This window comes from Pseudonocardia cypriaca (assembly GCF_006717045.1).
Taxonomy (GTDB): domain Bacteria; phylum Actinomycetota; class Actinomycetes; order Mycobacteriales; family Pseudonocardiaceae; genus Pseudonocardia; species Pseudonocardia cypriaca.
This window is the reverse complement of the sequence record NZ_VFPH01000003.1, coordinates 455,009-468,075: the sequence shown is the minus strand read 5'-3', so window position 1 is coordinate 468,075 and position 13,067 is coordinate 455,009. Positions and strand designations below refer to the sequence as shown.

General features: G+C 73.0%; 13 protein-coding genes and 1 pseudogene. 10 read left to right on the top strand and 4 right to left on the bottom strand.

Annotated features, from left to right (window positions below):
* Position 1: 1 nt before the first annotated feature.
* Together moaA and FB388_RS34255 are read right to left on the bottom strand one after the other, a co-directional pair.
* Complete coding sequence (gene moaA / locus FB388_RS34260) at positions 2 to 1,063, bottom strand: GTP 3',8-cyclase MoaA (RefSeq protein ID WP_142106828.1); 1,062 nt, start codon at positions 1,061 to 1,063, stop codon at positions 2 to 4.
* Between the two features lie 220 nt (positions 1,064 to 1,283).
* The gene (locus tag FB388_RS34255; protein ID WP_142106827.1) at positions 1,284 to 2,489 is read right to left on the bottom strand and encodes an acyl-CoA dehydrogenase family protein; all 1,206 of its coding nucleotides are present in this window, start codon (positions 2,487 to 2,489) and stop codon (positions 1,284 to 1,286) included.
* Positions 2,490 to 2,557: 68 nt separating this feature from the next.
* Between FB388_RS34255 and FB388_RS34250 the strand changes: the two genes are divergently transcribed.
* From FB388_RS34250 to FB388_RS34220, 8 genes and pseudogenes are all read left to right on the top strand, one after another.
* Positions 2,558 to 2,962: a TOBE domain-containing protein gene (locus tag FB388_RS34250; protein ID WP_142106826.1), complete on the top strand. Its 405-nt coding sequence runs from the start codon at positions 2,558 to 2,560 to the stop codon at positions 2,960 to 2,962.
* Positions 2,959 to 3,735, top strand: coding sequence for a molybdate ABC transporter substrate-binding protein (modA, locus tag FB388_RS34245; RefSeq protein WP_142106825.1), 777 nt, complete (start codon positions 2,959 to 2,961; stop codon positions 3,733 to 3,735). The genes FB388_RS34250 and modA overlap by 4 nt, the downstream gene beginning before the upstream one ends.
* Complete coding sequence (locus FB388_RS34240; protein ID WP_425468600.1) at positions 3,732 to 4,556, top strand: ABC transporter permease; 825 nt, start codon at positions 3,732 to 3,734, stop codon at positions 4,554 to 4,556. Before modA ends, FB388_RS34240 begins: the two co-directional genes overlap by 4 nt.
* Positions 4,553 to 5,035: pseudogene (locus FB388_RS41280) on the top strand (ATP-binding cassette domain-containing protein); the annotation flags it as partial. The gene FB388_RS34240 and the pseudogene FB388_RS41280, both read left to right, overlap by 4 nt.
* Positions 5,036 to 5,074: 39 nt before the next feature.
* Positions 5,075 to 5,656, top strand: coding sequence for a TOBE domain-containing protein (locus FB388_RS41275; RefSeq protein ID WP_425468617.1), 582 nt, complete (start codon positions 5,075 to 5,077; stop codon positions 5,654 to 5,656).
* Positions 5,657 to 5,815: 159 nt separating this feature from the next.
* The gene (locus FB388_RS34230) at positions 5,816 to 6,982 is read left to right on the top strand and encodes a S8 family peptidase (RefSeq protein ID WP_246122682.1); all 1,167 of its coding nucleotides are present in this window, start codon (positions 5,816 to 5,818) and stop codon (positions 6,980 to 6,982) included.
* Positions 6,983 to 7,052: 70 nt separating this feature from the next.
* Positions 7,053 to 8,021 carry a GlxA family transcriptional regulator gene (locus tag FB388_RS34225; protein ID WP_246122681.1) on the top strand — a complete coding sequence of 323 codons (969 nt, stop codon included), beginning with the start codon at positions 7,053 to 7,055 and terminating at the stop codon, positions 8,019 to 8,021.
* Positions 8,018 to 8,623, top strand: a complete 606-nt coding sequence (locus FB388_RS34220; RefSeq protein WP_142106822.1) for a DJ-1/PfpI family protein — start codon at positions 8,018 to 8,020, stop codon at positions 8,621 to 8,623. The genes FB388_RS34225 and FB388_RS34220 overlap by 4 nt, the downstream gene beginning before the upstream one ends.
* Positions 8,624 to 8,793: 170 nt before the next feature.
* Here the strand turns inward: FB388_RS34220 and serS are convergent, their stop codons facing one another.
* Positions 8,794 to 10,065 carry a serine--tRNA ligase gene (serS, locus tag FB388_RS34215; protein WP_142106821.1) on the bottom strand — a complete coding sequence of 424 codons (1,272 nt, stop codon included), beginning with the start codon at positions 10,063 to 10,065 and terminating at the stop codon, positions 8,794 to 8,796.
* A 121-nt stretch (positions 10,066 to 10,186) separates the two neighbouring features.
* On the opposite strand from serS, the gene FB388_RS34210 reads away from it, so the two are divergent.
* The gene (locus tag FB388_RS34210) at positions 10,187 to 11,848 is read left to right on the top strand and encodes an AMP-binding protein (RefSeq protein WP_211362420.1); all 1,662 of its coding nucleotides are present in this window, start codon (positions 10,187 to 10,189) and stop codon (positions 11,846 to 11,848) included.
* 330 nt (positions 11,849 to 12,178) lie between these two features.
* On the top strand, positions 12,179 to 12,568 hold the full coding sequence (locus FB388_RS34205; RefSeq protein ID WP_211362501.1) for a cold-shock protein: 390 nt from the start codon (positions 12,179 to 12,181) through the stop codon (positions 12,566 to 12,568).
* Here FB388_RS34205 and FB388_RS34200 read toward each other — a convergent pair.
* Entirely contained in the window at positions 12,565 to 13,050 is a 486-nt protein-coding gene (locus FB388_RS34200) for a DUF2771 family protein (protein ID WP_170225967.1), read from the bottom strand. The two genes, FB388_RS34205 and FB388_RS34200, sit on opposite strands and share 4 nt — an antisense overlap.
* Positions 13,051 to 13,067 lie beyond the last annotated feature (17 nt).

The following is a 13,067-nucleotide window of genomic DNA, read 5'->3' as shown; positions in this document are numbered from 1 at the left end:
GTCAGCCCCCGATCGCGCTCATCGGGCGGTCGGGCTGCAGGAACCCGGGGTCGTCGATCCCGTGTCCGGCGAGCTTGCCCCACATCGCGTGCCGCCAGGTCTCGGCGATCTCGGCGTCGGACGCGCCGCCCCGCACCATCCCGCGGAGGTCGGTCTCGGTGCGCGCGAACAGGCACGAGCGGACCTGGCCGTCCGCGGTGAGCCGGGTGCGGTCGCAGGCGCCGCAGAACGGGCGCGTGACCGAGGCGATCACGCCGACGGCGGCAGGCCCGCCGTCCACGAGCCAGCGTTCGGCAGGTGCGGCCCCGCGCTCGCCGGTGTCCGGGGTGAGCGTGAAGCTCTCCCGCAGCCGCTCCATCACCTCGCCCGCGGTGATCATCTCTGAGCGCTCCCAGCCGTGCTGGGCGTCGAGCGGCATCTGCTCGATGAAACGCAGCTCGTAGCCGTGCTCGAGCGCGAACCGCAGGAGCGGGACGGCCTCGTCGTCGTTCACGTTGCGCAGGAGCACGCTGTTGATCTTCACGGGACCGAGGCCTGCGGCGCGGGCGGCGGCGAGGCCCTCCAGGACGTCCGAGAGGCGGTCGCGGCGCGTGATCGTGGCGAACCGGTCCGGCCGGAGGGTGTCCATCGAGACGTTGAGCCGGTTGACGCCGGCCGCGGCGAGCGCTTCCGCCCGGCGGGCGAGGCCGATCCCGTTGGTGGTGAGCGAGATGTCCGGCCGCGGCTCCAGCGCGGCCGACGCTGCGATGAGCTGCTCCAGCCCGCGGCGCAGGAGTGGCTCGCCGCCGGTGAACCGCAGCTCGTGCACGCCGAGGTCGCGCACCGCGATCGTGATCAGCCGGATCAGCTCGTCGTCGGTGAGCTGCTCGTCGCGGGGCATCCAGTCGAGCCCCTCGGCCGGCATGCAGTACGAGCACCGCAGGTTGCAGCGGTCGGTGAGGGAGATCCGCAAGTCGGTGGCGACTCTGCCGAACGAGTCGACGAGCCGCGGGTCGGCGGGACGCGCCGGATCGCGGGGGGCCGCCCCCCGCACCGCAGGAAGTCCGAGCTCGGTTGCCGTCACACCACGAGCGTAATAGCCCCAAAACCGTCCCGGAGGCCCTCTCGATCACAGCATCCGCGGCGTTCCGCACCTGCGTCCGATACGGCGGAAAGATCCCGCAGATGCCACTTCACGAGCTGCCCGAAAGATGGGTTGCCCGCCCCTCGGCACCACTCAGCTCGCAACTCGCCTGCACTCAGACCGCGACTCGCGCGCACGGGGACCGCGACTCGCGGGGGGTTCAGTCGTGGCGGCCCAGCTCCTGGCGGGCGACCGTGCGCAGGTGGACCTCGTCGGGCCCGTCGGCGAAGCGCAGGGCGCGGGCCCAGACGTAGAAGGAGGCCAGCGGCACGTCGTCGCTCATGCCCGCGCCGCCGTGCACCTGCATGGCGCGGTCGATCACCCCGCACGCCATGCGGGGGCAGAGGGCCTTGATCGCGGCGATCTCGGTGGCCGCGCCCTTCGAGCCGTACCGGTCGATGAGCCACGCCGTCTTGAGGACGAGCAGCCGGGCCTGCTCGACCTCGATCCGCGAGTGGGCGATCTGCTCGCGCACCACGCCCTGGTCGGCGAGCGGCCTGCCGAACGCCGTGCGGGAGCGGGCGCGGCGCACCATGAGGTCGATCGCGCGCTCGGCCATGCCGATCAGGCGCATGCAGTGGTGGATGCGGCCGGGGCCGAGCCGGGCCTGGGCGATCGCGAAGCCGCCGCCCTCCTCGCCGAGCAGGTTGGATGCCGGCACGCGCACGTCGTGGAACTCCAGCTCGGAGTGCCCGTGCTGGTCCTGGTAGCCGAACGTCGGGAGGTGCCGCTTGATCTCGAGACCGGGGGTGTCGCGCGGCACGAGCACCATCGACTGCTGCCGGTGCTTGGCCGCCTCGGGGTCGGTCTTGCCCATGACGATGAAGATCTTGCAGCGCGGGTCGGCGGAGCCGGAGATCCACCACTTGCGTCCGGTGATCACGTACTCGTCGCCGTCGCGGCGGATGCGGGTCTGGATGTTCGTCGCGTCCGAGGACGCGACGTCGGGCTCCGTCATCGCGAACGCCGAACGGATCTCGCCCTCCAGCAGCGGCTCGAGCCACTGTTCCTTCTGCTCGGGCGTGCCGAACAGGTGCAGCGTCTCCATGTTCCCGGTGTCGGGGGCCTGGCAGTTGATGGCCTCCGGCGCGATCGTCGGGGACCAGCCCGATACCTCCGCGACCGGGGCGTAGTCGAGGTTGGACAGCCCCGAGATGCTCGGCAGGAAGAGGTTCCACAGCCCGCGGCCGCGCGCCTCGGTCTTCAGCTCCTCGACGACGGGCGGCAGGTCCCACTCCTGCGGGGTGCCCCGGCGCTCGGCCCGGAAGGACTCGTACCCGGCCTCGGCCGGCAGGACCTTCTCGTCGAGGAACGCGCGCATCCGCTTCGTGTGGTCGGCAGCGGCGGTGCTGGGTTCGAAGTCCACGACCGCACCCAACCACAGGATGGCCCCGCACTGGCCGTAGTCGCATCTGCGGAACTACTGTTCTGATCGTGCCGCAGTTCAGGATTGCCGACGCCGCCCGGTTGCTCGGAGTCAGCGATGACACCGTGCGACGCTGGGTCGACGCGGGCACCTTGCCCGTGCAGGCCGACGCGTCGAACCGCAAGGTCATCGACGGCGCCGCGCTCGCCGCGTTCGCCCGGGAGCACGCGACCGCGCCGCCGGACCCGTCCGACGTGCAGAGCTCGGCGCGCAACCGGCTGGTCGGCCTCGTCACCTCGGTGGTGACCGACCGGGTGATGGCGCAGGTGGAGATGCAGTGCGGCCCGCACCGGATCGTCTCGCTCATGTCCAGCGAGGCGGTGCGCGAGATGGGCCTCGAGCCCGGCGCGCTCGCCGTGGCCGTGATCAAGTCGACGACGGTGGTCGTCGAGACCCCGGGAGCGACCTCGTGAAGCTCCGGACGGCGGCAGCGGTCGCACTGGCGGTGCTGCTCGCAGGCTGCGCGGGCGGGACGGGCGGCGAGGGGGCGTCCGCGCCGCCCGGACCGGAGCAGCGCGAGCTCACCGTGTTCGCGGCCGCGTCGCTCACCGAGGTGTTCAGCCAACTGGAGCCGCGGTTCGAGCAGGCCCACCCCGGTGTCGACGTGGTGTACAACTTCGGCGCGTCCTCGGACCTGGCGCAGCAGATCGTCAACGGCGGCCCGGCCGACCTGTTCGCCGCGGCCAACACGTCCACGATGAAGACCGTGTCCGACGCCGGGCTCGTCGACGGTGGGTCCACCGTGTTCGCCACCAACGTGCTGGAGATCGTCACGCCGCCCGGCAACCCGGCCGGCATCAGGTCGTTCGCCGACCTCGCCCGGCCCGATCTGAAGGTCGTCGTCTGCGCCCCGCAGGTGCCGTGCGGCTCCGCCACCGAGAAGATCGAGCAGGCCACCGGCGTGACGCTCAGCCCCGTCAGCGAGGAGCCGGACGTCAAGTCGACGCTCGGCAAGGTGACCACCGGGAACGCCGACGCGGGCCTGGTCTACGCCACCGACGTCCGCGCCGCGGGCGACGACGTGCAGGGCATCGAGTTCCCGGAGTCGGCGCAGGCCGTCAACTCCTACCCGATGGCGGTGGTCGCGGAGGCCCCCAACGCGGACCTCGCGCGCGCGTTCGAGGAGCTCGTGACCGGGCCCGACGGGCGGGCGGCGCTGGAGTCGGCCGGATTCGGCGGCCCGTGACGCGGCCGGCGATCCGCCGGTCCGACGATCACGACACGGGCGTCGGACTGCCCCGGCTGCTCTGGGTGCCGGCCGCGCTGGCGTTCGCGCTGATCGCGCTGCCGGTCGCGGGGCTCGCGCTGCGTGCGGACTGGCCGCGGCTCCCCGAGCTGCTCCTCAGCGAGTCGGCCCTCGACGCGCTGCGCCTCTCGTTGCTGACGGCCGCGGTCTCCACCGCCCTGTGCGTCGTGCTCGGCGGCCCGCTCGCCGTGGTGCTGGCCAGGGGTCGCGTGCGCGGCCTGCGGGTGCTGCGGTCGGCGGTGCTGCTGCCGCTGGTGCTACCGCCCGTGGTCGGTGGGCTCGCACTGCTCTTCCTGCTCGGACGCACCGGCCTGGTGGGTCGCGGGCTCGACCTCGCGTTCGGGATCACGGTGCCGTTCACGACGGCGTCGGTGGTGCTGGCGCAGACGTTCGTGGCCCTGCCGTTCCTGGTGGTGAGCCTGGAGGGGGCGCTACGGACCGCGGGCCGCCGCTACGAGGCGGTGGCGGCCACGCTCGGTGCCGCGCCATGGCTCGCGTTCCGGCGGGTCACGGTGCCGCTGGTGCTGCCGGGCCTGGCGTCCGGTGCCGTACTGGCGTTCGCCCGGTGCCTCGGCGAGTTCGGCGCGACGATCGCGTTCGCCGGCAGCCTGCAGGGCACCACGCGCACGCTCCCGCTGCTGGTCTACCTGGAGCGGGAGAGCGACGTGGACGCGGCGGTCGCGCTCTCGCTCCTGCTGGTCGTGGTGGCGGTCGCCGTGATCACGATCGCCCGTCCCAGGACCGTCGAGGGGCTCAGGTGAGCGCCCTCGACGCGCACGTCGTCGTCCGGCGTTCCACGTTCACCCTGGACGTGACGCTGCAGGCCGCCTCCGGCGAGGTCCTCGCGGTGCTCGGCCCGAACGGCGCGGGCAAGTCAACGCTGCTCGGCGTGCTGGCCGGGCTGCTGCGTCCGGACGAGGGGCACGTCCGGCTTGGGGAGACCACCGTGGCCGACCCGGCCGCCGGCGTGCACGTGCCGCCGCACCGGCGGGGGGTCGGCCTGCTCGCGCAGGAAGCGCTGCTGTTCCCGCACCTCACCGCGCTCGGCAACGTCGCGTTCGGGCCGCGGGCCCAGGGCGTCCCGCGCCGAGAGGCCGAGCAGCGGGCGCGGGAGCTGCTCACCGCGGTGGACGCGGGGGAGCTCGCCGACCGCCGTCCCGCACGGATGTCGGGCGGGCAGCAGCAACGGGTGGCGCTGGCCCGCGCGCTCGCACCCCGCCCGGACCTGCTCCTGCTCGACGAGCCCCTCGCCGCCCTGGACGTCGACGCGACACCGGCGATGCGCGCGCTGCTGCGGCGGGTGGTGCGCGCGGCCGGGCAGACGGCCGTGCTGGTCACGCACTCGGCCCTCGACGCGCTCGTGCTGTCCGACCGGGTCGTCGTGCTCACCGGCGGCCGGGTCGTGGAGCACGGTCCCACCCGCGAGGTGCTGGCCCGGCCCCGCAGCCCGTTCACCGCGCGCATCGCCGGTCTCGACCTCGTGCCCGGCCTCGCCTGCCCGGACGGCCTGCGGACGCCCGACGGCACCGTCGTCGCAGGCCGGGACGGCGGCCTCGTCGACGGGGAGCCCGCGGTCGCGGTGTTCCCGCCGTCGGCCGTCGCGGTGTTCGCCGAGCGGCCGCACGGCAGCCCGCGCAACGTGCTGCTCGTGCGGGTGGCGGCGATCGAACCGCACGGCGACGTCGTCCGGCTGCGGGCCGCCGCCGCGCCAGGGGGACCGGCGTGGGTGGACGGCCTCGCGGCCGACGTCACCCCGGCCGCAGTAGCCGAGCTCGGCGCGGAGCCGGGGGCTCTGCTGTGGTTCGCGGTGAAGGCCACGGAGGTGGCGATCCACGCCGCAGGCGCGACCGTCGGGACATGACCGTCGACCGCCCGCAGGCGCTCGCTTTCCGAGTCGTCCGACGCTGTACCCCGCAACGACGTGGCCGGAACGCTGTGTCACCCCATTGACCACATCTGTCACACCAGCACCGATCGTGTCTCTGTTCCCACAAGTGCAAGATCCGTACCGTCGCCGACCGTGACGCGGTTCCTCGTGCGCATCGCCCCCGTGGTGATCGTGCTGCAGCTGGTCGTCGCGATCACCTGGCCCGGGATCGCGGAAGCCCGGGACGACCTCGGTGACGCGATGGCGTACGTCGTGCACGCCCGTACCACCGCCGACGCGACGGCTGCGGCCGCCGACCTCGGCGTGCAGCCCACCGTGACGTTCGGCCAGGCGGTCGCCGGGTTCGCGGCCCGGTTGACCCGCACCCAGGTCGACCGGTTGCGAGCGCGAGCCGGGGTGCTGGGGGTGGAGCAGGACCGCCGGATCGTCCCGCTCGACCCCAACCGCAGGCAGGACCTGAGCGAGGAGGCGCAGCCCGACCCGCCGAACTGGGGCCTCGACCGCATCGACCAGCGCGACCTGCCGCTCGACCACCGCTACACGGCGAAGGCGACCGGCGAGGGCGTCAACGTCTACGTGATGGACACCGGCGTGGACGTCACCCACCCCCAGTTCGAGGGGCGGGCCGAGTGGCTGCTGAACACGGTGGACAGGGACGACCGCGACTGCGACGGGCACGGCACCGTCGTCGCCGGCATCGCCGCCTCCCGGGACTACGGCGTGGCGAAGAAGGCGCGGCTCCGGGCGGTGAAGGTGCTCGACTGCACCGGGGCGGGCACCCTCTCGTCGCTCCTCGCGGGCATCGACTACGTCGCGACCAACGCCCAGGCGCCGGCGGTGGCGGTCATGTCGTGGAGCTACGGCCCGTCGGAGGTGCTGCTCTCGGCGGTGGCGGGGCTCGTCGGCAGAGGGGTGTTCGTGGCCTCGTCGGCCGGCAACTCGGGGGCCGACGACTGCACGGTGGCGCCGCGCGCGTTCCCCGGCGTGCTCGTCGTCGCCAACTCCACGGTCGACGACCAGCGCGCGACCAGCTCGTCCACCGGGCCGTGCGTCGACCTCTACGCGCCCGGCACGAGCATCCGCGCGCCGGTGCCGGGCGGCGGCATCGCGTCCTACACGGGCACGTCGATGGCCGCGCCGCACGCCGTGGGGGTCGCCGCGCTGTACAAGCAGACCTACGGCGACGCCCCCAGCAACGTGATCGAAAAGTGGATCATCGACCACGCGACGCCCGGTGTGGTGCGCGGTGGCGAGACCGGTGGCACGCCGAACCGGCTGCTCAACACCGGCGGGTTGTGACGACCTGATGGCGCGAACCGTGGGGTTCGTGTCGTTGACGCCATAGGCCGCACTGGCCAGCCTGAATGACGTGCGCCGCATCGTCTTCGTGATCTTCGAGGGGTTCCAGCCGCTCGACCTCGTGGGCCCGCACGAGGTGTTCACCCACGCGAGCGAGCTCACCGGCGGCGGCTACGAGTGCCGGGTCGTGGCGCCCACGTCCGGCCCCGTGCGGGCGCACAGCGGGCTGCCCGTCCACGCCGAGCACGCCGCGACGGACCTCGCGCCCGGCGGCATCGACACGCTGGTCGTCGCGGGCGGGTTCGGGGTCGACCAGGCCTGTGACGACCGGGTGCTGGTCGACTGGGTCGCCGCCGCTGCAGCCGGCGCGCGGCGCGTGACATCGGTGTGCAGCGGGGCGTTCCTGCTGGCCGCGGCGGGGGCGCTCGGGGGGCGGCGGGTCACGACCCACTGGAAGCGTGAGGAGCAGCTGCGCCGCCAGCACCCCGAGGTGACCGTCGACTGCGACCCGATCTTCATCCAGGACGGCCGCATCTGGACCTCCGCGGGCGTCACCGCGGGCATGGACCTCGCTCTCGCGCTGGTGGAGGGCGATCACGGGCGCGGCGTGGCGCACGCGGTGGCCCAGGAGCTGGTGATGTTCCTTCGCCGTCCGGGCAGCCAGTCGCAGTTCAGCGTGCCGCTGTGGGCGGCGCGTCCCGCCACCGACCCCATCCGGTCGGCAGTGGCCGCGGTCAACGCCGATCCCGGGGCCCGGCACGGCATCTCCGACCTGGCCGCTCGCGCCGGGCTCAGCCCCCGCCACCTGCAGCGCAGGTTCACCGCCGAGCTGGGCATGCCGCCCGCCACGTACGTGGAACGGGTGCGCATCGAGGCCGCGCGCCGCGTGCTGGCCGAGGCCGACGAGCCGGTCGACGCGATCGCACGGCGCCTCGGGTTCGGCACGGCCGAGACCCTGCGACGGGCGTTCCACCGCCACGTCGGCGTCGCACCGTCCGACTACCGCGAACGATTCCGAGCGATGAGGGAGTACGCATGACCATCTACGGACTGCTGATCTTCGACCGCGCCGAGGAGCTGGACTTCGTCGGCCCGTGGGAGATCTTCACCGCGTCGTCGATGCTGCGCGATGGCGCCGACACCGCCGTGCTGATCGCCGAGACCACCGACCCGGTCCGCTGCAACAAGGGCATGCGGGTGCTGCCCGACCACAGGCTCGACGACCACCCGCCGCTGGACGTGCTGCTGGTGCCCGGGGGCAACGGCGCACGGGAGGTCCAGGTGCACAACCCGGTCGTGAAGGACTGGATCGCCAAGGTCGCCGCCGAGGCCGCCTGGGCCACGAGCGTCTGCACCGGCGCCGCGCTCCTGCACGCGTCGGGCGTCGCCCGCGGGCGCCGGGTGGCCACGCACTTCTCCTACGAGGACCGGCTCGAAGCCGCCGGCGACGTCACGGTCGTCCGCGACGCCCGCTACGTGGTGGACGGGAACGTCGTCACGAGCCAGGGCGTGTCCGCCGGCATCGACATGGCGTTGTGGCTGGTCGGCCGGCTCCACGGCCGGGACCACGCGCGCCAGGTGCGCCGGTACGTCCAGTACGAACCCGCCCCGCCCTACCTGGCCGACGAGCCGGTGGCCTGAACCGAGGCCGGGCTAGCGCGAGATCGCGACTCGCGCGCACTGAGACCGCGACTCGCGCGCACTGAGACCGCGACTCGCGCGCACTGAGACCGCGACTCGCGGGGAAGGGCGTGCCCTGACCTCCGCGAGTCGCGGGCTGGGTGTGGGCGAGTCGCGGTGCGGGCCGGCGGTCAGGCCGGTTCGAGCACCTCGAAGCCCGCGTACGGGACCAGGGCCTCCGGCAGGCGGACCGAGCCGTCGGCCTGCTGGCCCTGCTCCAGCACGGCGACGAGGGTGCGGCCGATCGGCAGCCCCGAGCCGTTGAGGGTGGCGGCGAAGCCGCGCCTGCCGTCCTTGGCCTTCGTGCGGATGCCGGCACGGCGGGCCTGGAACGTGCCGAAGTCCGACACCGAGCTGATCTCGCGGTAGGCGTCCTGCCCGGGCAGCCACACCTCGATGTCGTAGGTGAACTCGGCCGAGAACCCGATGTCGCCCGCAGCGAGCTTCACCACGCGGTAGGCCAGCCCGAGGCCCTGCATCGCGGCCTCGGCGTGCCCGAGCAGCACCTCCAGCTCGTCGCGCGAGCGCTCGGCGTCGACGATGCGCACGAGCTCGACCTTCGAGAACTCGTGCAGCCGGATGAGGCCCCGCGTGTCCTTGCCGTACGAGCCCGCTTCCGAGCGGAAGCAGGGCGTGTGGGCGGTGTAGGCGAGCGGGAGCTGCTCGAGTTCCAGGGTCTCCTTGGCGTGCAGGTTGGTGAGCGGCACCTCGGCGGTCGGGATGAGGTACAGCTCGCGGTCGCCCACGCCCGTCTTGAACAGGTCCTGCTCGAACTTCGGCAGCTGGCCCGTTCCCGTCATAGTGACGCGGTTGACGAGCGTGGGTACCGAGAACTCGGTGTAGCCGTGCCGCTGCGTGTGCAGGTCGAGCAGGTAGCGCGCGATCGCCCGCTCCAGGGCCGCCCCCTTGCCGCGCAGCACGGCGAACCTCGGCCCGGCGAGCTTGGTGGCCCGGGGCAGGTCGAGGATGCCCAGCTTCTCGCCGAGGTCGACGTGGTCGAGCGGGGTGAAGTCGAGCTCCGGCCGCTCGCCCCACGTGCGCACCAGCTCGGCGTCCTCGTCGCTCGCGCCGTCGGGCAGCTCGTCGGCCGGCAGGTTCGGGATGCCGAGCAGGAGGTCCTGCAGCTCCGCCTCGGCGGCGCGGTGCTCCTCCTCGGCCGCCGAGACGACGCCCTTGAGGTCGCGGGCGCGGGTGACCAGCGCCGCGCGCTCCTCGGGAGCGGCGCCCTTGACGGCGGTGGCGACCCGCTTCGACTCGGCACGCGCCTCGTCGCCGCGCTGGATCGCGGAGTTGCGGGTGGCCAGCAGCTTCTCCAGGGACGCGACGTCCAGCGAGAAGCCCCGCCGGGCCAGCTTGCGGACGGCGTCGGTGGCTGGGTCGAGAAGCACCCGCGGATCGTGCATCTTCCGAGGGTATCGGCCGGGCGCGAGCGGGTTTCCTCCCCATCCGGAGGTGGCGACGGGGGATCAGCCGTCGCAGGATGAGCGGCACCCACCGTCGATGACGTCGAAAGGACCCATCGCCGTGTCCGCTGTCGCACCCGCCGTTCCGTCGTACGCCTCCGGGACGTCCGACGTCCCGCTGCTCGGCGACACCATCGGGGACAACTTCGACCGCACCGCCGCCGCCCGGCCCGACGCCGACGCCCTCGTGGACGTGCCGAGCGGCCGCCGCTGGACCTACGGGCAGCTGCGCGAGGACGTCGACGCGCTCGCGCTCGGCCTGCACGCGGCCGGGGTGGTGAAGGGCGACCGGGTCGGCATCTGGGCGCCGAACCTCCCGGAGTGGACGCTGGTGCAGTTCGCGACGGCGAAGCTCGGGGCGATCCTCGTCAACATCAACCCGGCCTACCGGACGCACGAGCTGGAGTACGTGCTCAACCAGGCCGGGATCTCGCTGCTGGTGGCCGCGCCGAGCTTCAAGACGTCCGACTACGAGGCGATGATCAAGGATGTGCGGCCGAACTGCCCCGCGCTGCGGCAGGTGATCCTGATCGGCAGGCCCAACTGGGACGAGCTGATGGCCGACGGCCGCGGCGGCGACCGCGCCGAGCTCGCCCGGCTGCAGGCGGCGCTGAGCCCCGACGACCCGATCAACATCCAGTACACGTCCGGGACGACGGGCTTCCCCAAGGGCGCCACGCTGTCCCACCACAACATCCTGAACAACGGCTACTTCGTGGGACGGCTGTGCGGCTACACGCCGGACGACCGGGTGTGCATCCCCGTGCCCTTCTACCACTGCTTCGGCATGGTGATGGGCAACCTCGGCTGCACGACCAACGGCGCGACGATGGTGATCCCCGGCCCGGGCTTCGACCCGAAGGCCACGCTGAAGGCCGTCGCCCAGGAGCGCTGCACGTCGCTGTACGGCGTGCCCACGATGTTCATCGCGGAGCTGAACGACCCCGACTTCGACTCCTACGACCTGTCGTCGCTGCGCACCGGGATCATGGCCGGCTCGCCGTGCCCGGTGGAGGTGATGAAGCAGGTCGTGGACCGGATGGGCATGACGGAGGTGACGATCTGCTACGGCATGACCGAGACGTCACCGGTCTCCACGCAGACCCGCGCCGACGACTCCCTGGAGCTGCGGGTGTCGACGGTCGGGCGGGTGCACCCGCACGTCGAGGTCAAGATCGTCGACCCCGAGACGGGCCTGACCCTGCCCCGCGGCGAGCCCGGCGAGCTGTGCACCCGCGGCTACTCGGTGATGCTCGGGTACTGGGAGGAGCCGGAGAAGACCGCCGAGGCGATCGACCGGGCCCGCTGGATGCACACCGGTGACCTCGGCGTGATGGACGGCGACGGGTACGTCAACATCACCGGCCGGATCAAGGACATGGTGATCCGGGGTGGGGAGAACATCTACCCGCGGGAGATCGAGGAGTTCCTCTACACGCACCCGGACATCGTCGACGCGCAGGTCGTCGGCGTGCCGGACGAGCGATACGGCGAGGAGCTGTGCGCCTGGGTGACCCTGCGCGAAGGGGCCCCGCAGCTCACGGCCGAGGCCCTGCGCGAGTTCGCAGCCGGCAAGCTCGCGCACTACAAGATCCCCCGGTACGTGCTGGCGGTCGACTCGTTCCCGATGACGGTCACGGGCAAGGTCCGGAAGGTGGAGATGCGGGCGAAGAGCGTGGAGATGCTGGACCTCGGGGAGGCGGCGAAGGTCCGCAACGCCTGAGAACCGTCGGAGGAGCGAAATGGCCATTCGCGCCTGAGGGCCTCGCGATTGTGCCGTTCGCTCCACGGTGTACCCGCTCCCGGCGCAGCGGAAGGGCTGCTCGCACGGCCCGTTGGGCGTCTGTGCGTTCGGCCGGATGCCCCGCCGCCGGGTCGCCGGGAATTGAACGGGTGCGCGCCGCGGGTCGGGCGGACTAGGGTGGTGCCCACGCGTCCCGGTGTCGCTCGATGGGCCGACCAAGTGGCGGCTCGGCATCCAGGGGCGCGTTCGTCATGCGGTCCGCCGTGGCACCGCGTGACGTCGGGTTCGATCGAGGAACGGGTGAGCAGGGTGCCGACCGGCAGGGTCAAGTGGTACGACGCCGACAAGGGCTTCGGGTTCCTCGCTCAGGACGGCGGCGAGGACGTCTACGTCCGCAAGGCTGCGCTGCCGGCCGGGGTGCAGGCGCTCAAGGCCGGTCAGCGCGTCGAGTTCGGGATGGCGGAGGGAAGGCGCGGGCCGCAGGCGCTGTCGGTGCGCCTCGTCGACGCGCCGCCGTCGGTGGTCGAGGCCGCTCGCCGGCCCGCGGAGGACCTGCACAGCCTGATCGAGGACATGATCCGGTTGCTCGAGACGAAGGTGCAGCCCGACCTGCGGCGGGGCCGCTACCCGGACCGCCGTACCTGCAAGCTCGCGTCGGAGGTCGTGCGCGCGGTGGCCCGCGACCTCGACGGGAGCTAGTTCTCCTGACCCGCGTTCAGCACCCAGCTCGCGCGGATCGGGAACTCCATCTCCCCTGTCTGCGGGTTCGGCTGCGGCGGTGGGCCGTACTGCTGCACCTCGGCGGTGAGCAGGCGGTCCTCCGGCGCGCTCAGCTGCAACGTCCAGTCGCTCCGCGCGCCGGGCGCGAACACCGGGCTGCGCTCGTCGGCCTGGGTGCCGGCCGCGTCGGCGTAGCTGAACACGACCTGCCACGGGGTCTGCGCGATCTCCGGCGGCACCGTGACCTGGATCGGGGTGCCCGGCGGCACGGCGAGCTCCACGGGCGCGGCGACGTCGGTGAGGCACTGGGTCAGCTCGACGTCGCAGTACTGCGCGGGGCGGGCGACGATGCTGGCGGCGCCGGCCGTGAACGTCACCTGCGGTGGCGGCGGCGGGTCCGTTGCCCCGCAGCCGGCGAGCACGAGCGCGGCGACGGGGACGGCGAGCAGGCGGCGCGGCACGCGCACCACCGTACGTA

What these genes read in the sequence shown, in the direction of transcription:
- FB388_RS41275 (WP_425468617.1), top strand. Translation starts at nt 5,075, where the DNA reads ATGCGCGCGCTGCTGCGGCGGGTGGTGCGCGCGGCCGGGCAGACGGCC.
- FB388_RS34220 (WP_142106822.1), top strand. Translation starts at nt 8,018, where the DNA reads ATGACCATCTACGGACTGCTGATCTTCGACCGCGCCGAGGAGCTGGAC.
- serS (WP_142106821.1), bottom strand. Translation starts at nt 10,065, where the DNA reads ATGCACGATCCGCGGGTGCTTCTCGACCCAGCCACCGACGCCGTCCGC.